General features: G+C 59.8%; 3 protein-coding genes and 1 pseudogene. 3 read left to right on the top strand and 1 reads right to left on the bottom strand.

All coding sequences use genetic code 11. The features are described 5' to 3' along the window. A pseudogene (locus ACRXB1_RS33255) lies at nt 1–193 on the top strand (MFS transporter); the annotation flags it as partial. Between the two features lie 96 nt (nt 194–289). Here the strand turns inward: ACRXB1_RS33255 and ACRXB1_RS33260 are convergent. Continuing rightward, entirely contained in the window at nt 290–1,435 is a 1,146-nt protein-coding gene (locus ACRXB1_RS33260; RefSeq protein ID WP_062168660.1) for a branched-chain amino acid ABC transporter substrate-binding protein, read from the bottom strand. Between the two features lie 597 nt (nt 1,436–2,032). On the opposite strand from ACRXB1_RS33260, the gene ACRXB1_RS33265 reads away from it, so the two are divergent. After that, the gene (locus ACRXB1_RS33265; RefSeq protein ID WP_062168658.1) at nt 2,033–2,728 is read left to right on the top strand and encodes a dienelactone hydrolase family protein; all 696 of its coding nucleotides are present in this window, start codon (nt 2,033–2,035) and stop codon (nt 2,726–2,728) included. 62 nt (nt 2,729–2,790) lie between these two features. Then, a partial coding sequence (locus ACRXB1_RS33270) for an amidase family protein (protein ID WP_449494448.1) occupies nt 2,791–3,270 on the top strand: 480 nt, incomplete at its 3' end.

Consider the following 3,270-nt stretch of genomic DNA (forward strand, 5'->3'; position numbering starts at 1 on the left):
TACCTGCGCGAGCCCTTCTGCGGGGCTCACGCAGGTCGCTGGCCTGGCTTACTTCGGCTTGCTGTTCGGGCCCGTGTTGATCGGCGGCGTGGCGCAGATCAGTTCGCTGCCCATTGGGCTTTCGGTGGTCGCAGCGTGCTCGGCGCTGATTGCGCTCGTGGGCCCGCGAATGATGAAACAACTCAAGCTATAAAAAAAACGCGCTGACTTTGCAATCAGCGCGTTCCTTATATCTTGAAAAACAACGAAGGCAACGCGATCAACAGACCGGACCTCGCCGCCCGCGAGATTACATCTTGACCACGTCCAGCAGCGTCTTCTTGCCGCCCTTGTAGTCGTACAACGAGATCACGCCGTGCTTCAGGTCGCCCTTCGAATCGAAGGTCGTCTCGCCAATCACGCCCTTGTAATCCGTATTCGGCATTGCTGCGACGATCTTTGCCGGATCGGTCGAGTTGGCGCGCTTCATTGCATCGACAATGATGTACACCGCGTCATACGTGAACGGCGCGTAGATCTGGATCGGCGCACCGAAACGCTTCTGGAACTTGGCCGCGAATGCCGGGCCGCCTTCCATCTTCTCGAGCGCCATGCCGGCTTCCGAGCAGACTACGTTGTCGGCTGCATCGCCCGCCAGGTCGGCCAGCTTTTCCGTACACACGCCGTCACCCGCCAGCACCTTGGCGCGCAGGCCAAGTTGCTTGGCTTGCTTGGCGAACGGGCCGCCGGTTGCGTCCATGCCGCCGTACATCACCGCGTCAGGATTCTCACCCTTGATCTTCGTCAAGATGGCGCGGAAGTCGACAGCCTTGTCGTTGGTCGCGTCGTGCGACATCACGTTCAGGCCAAGCGACTTGGCGGTCTTTTCGAATTCGTTCGCGAGACCCTGGCCGTAAGCCGTCGAGTCATCGACAATTGCCACGCTCTTCATCTTCATCGTCTTGGCGGCGAAGTTGGCGAGCGCCGGGCCTTGCTGTGCGTCGGTCGCGACCACGCGATACGTCGTCTTGAAGCCTTGCTGCGTGTAAGTCGGGTTGGTAGCCGACGGGGAGATCTGGACGATGCCTGCATCGCTATAGATCTTCGATGCCGGGATACTCGTGCCGGAGTTCAAGTGACCAACCACGCCGACGACCTTGTCGTCGACCAGCTTCTGGGCAACTTGCGTCGCCGTGCGCGGGTCGCCCGCGTCATCTTGCGGATCGAGTTGAAGCGTGATCTTCTGGCCGCCGATCGTCAGACCCTTGGCATTGATTTCTTCAACTGCGAGGCGCGCGCCGTTTTCGTTGTCCTTGCCCAAGTGAGCAATACCGCCGGTCAACGGTGCAACGTGACCGATTTTGACAATCTCGTCGGCCATTGCCGTTGTTGCCATCGAGGCGAACAGCAGCGCTGCAGCGCTAATAGGCAACAATTTGTGAAGCTTGGTGTTCATGTAAGTCTCCAGTTTCGGTCCCAAAAACAACGTTGTCGCCCTGTGCCCCGCCTTTCATCACGGTGGTTCAGCCCCGTGGACGACCACGCCGGATGCATCGTCATGCACTTGGCAAGTCCTTCAGCCGGCCATTTTTGACGGCCGTCATCCGTACTGCGCGCAAGTGTAGGGTTGTCAAATTAATTTGGGGAAGTTTTTTAGGATACTGGTGTTGCTACTAATAAGAGACTAGTTGAGAAGCCACTGGAAATGTGCTGGTGCAGCGCGCAAAGGCCCTGTTCATGCGGTTCTTCAGAGCACGCGTTGCTGCGTGGGTAAGGTTGTCGCGGGTTTTATCGGATCGCGCCGGTATTATCCCGGCCGCTAACCAGTTGGATTCAAACACTTAATAGAGCATTAACTCCAAGGCGTTTTCTAATCGCGTTGAGGCACCCGCCAACGTGGTGTCCGGGCGATTTCCTACAGGCGCTTTACAGCCCGGACGTCCGCCAGCAAGCGGCAGGGAATGGTGGCACACTGCCTTGCGGTTTTTCCACCCTCGTTTTTCGGCGTGTTTTTTCGCCCCTTATTATTCAGCAATCAGTCAGGAGCTTCACTATGACCGTTTCATCCCGATGGATCGACATTCCCGCCAGCGGCGACAGCTTCCAGGGTTATCTCGCGTTGCCGAAGGCTGGCAAGGGCCCGGGCGTGGTGATCATCCAGGAAATCTTCGGCGTGAATTCGCACATCCGGGCGGTCGCCGATCAATACGCAGCCGATGGTTACGTGGCGCTTGCCCCAGACATCTTCTGGCGCATCCAGCCGCGCGTGGAACTGGGCTATGACGGCGCGGATCGCAACAAGGCGATGGAGCTGTACGGCAAGTTCGACCTCAACCTCGGCGTTGCCGACGTAGGCGCCGCCGCGGATGCCTTGCGCGCGTTGCCCGAAGTCACTGGCAAGGTCGCGGGCGTGGGCTATTGCCTGGGCGGGACGCTGGCGTATTTATCGGCGGCGAAGGGTTCGTTCGATATCGCCGTGGCCTACTACGGCGGCGGCATCCACACACTATTGGATCAGGCGGACAGTGTGAAGGCGCCGATCCAGTTCCACTACGGCGAGCTCGACGCCCACATTCCGGCTGACGGCGTTGCTGCCGTCAAGCAGCGTTTTGCGGCCAAGGATGCGCAAGTCTTCACGTATCCGGACGCGGACCACGGCTTCAATTGCACGGATCGTGCGTCGTACAACCAGAAGGCATCGGCGCTCGCGCACGGCCGCACGCTGACATTCCTCGGCGAGCATTCGTAACCGAACGTGGACTGCACGGCCGCCTGAATGACAAGACGGAACAATAAAGCCAAGGGGAAACCGTGCAGTCCGAGTATCTCGATCACGACGCCATCGGCCTGGCGGAGCTTGTGCGTACGGGCCAGGTGAGCGCACGCGAGCTCATCGATACAGCCATCGCACGCGCAGAAGCCGTCAATCCGGCGATCAACGCCATCGTGCTGAAGGATTACCAGGCGGCCCGCAATCGCGCGAGCCGTTCAGGTTTTCCGGCCGATGGTCCGCTGGCTGGCGTGCCTTATCTCATCAAGGATCTCGGCGCGCCGGTCGCGGGCTTGCGCATGTCCATGGGCAGCCGCCATTTCCAGCACTTCATTCCACGCGAGGATTCACCAATCGTCGCGCGCTCGAAAGCGGCCGGGCTCAATATCTTCGGCAAGACAAACACGCCGGAAATAGGCCAGATGCCGTACACCGAACCCGAGCTGTTCGGTCCGACGCGCAACCCGTGGGGACTCGACTACACGCCGGGCGGTTCAAGTGGCGGCGCGGCGGCGGCCGTA

The organism is Caballeronia sp. M23-90 (assembly GCF_053574605.1).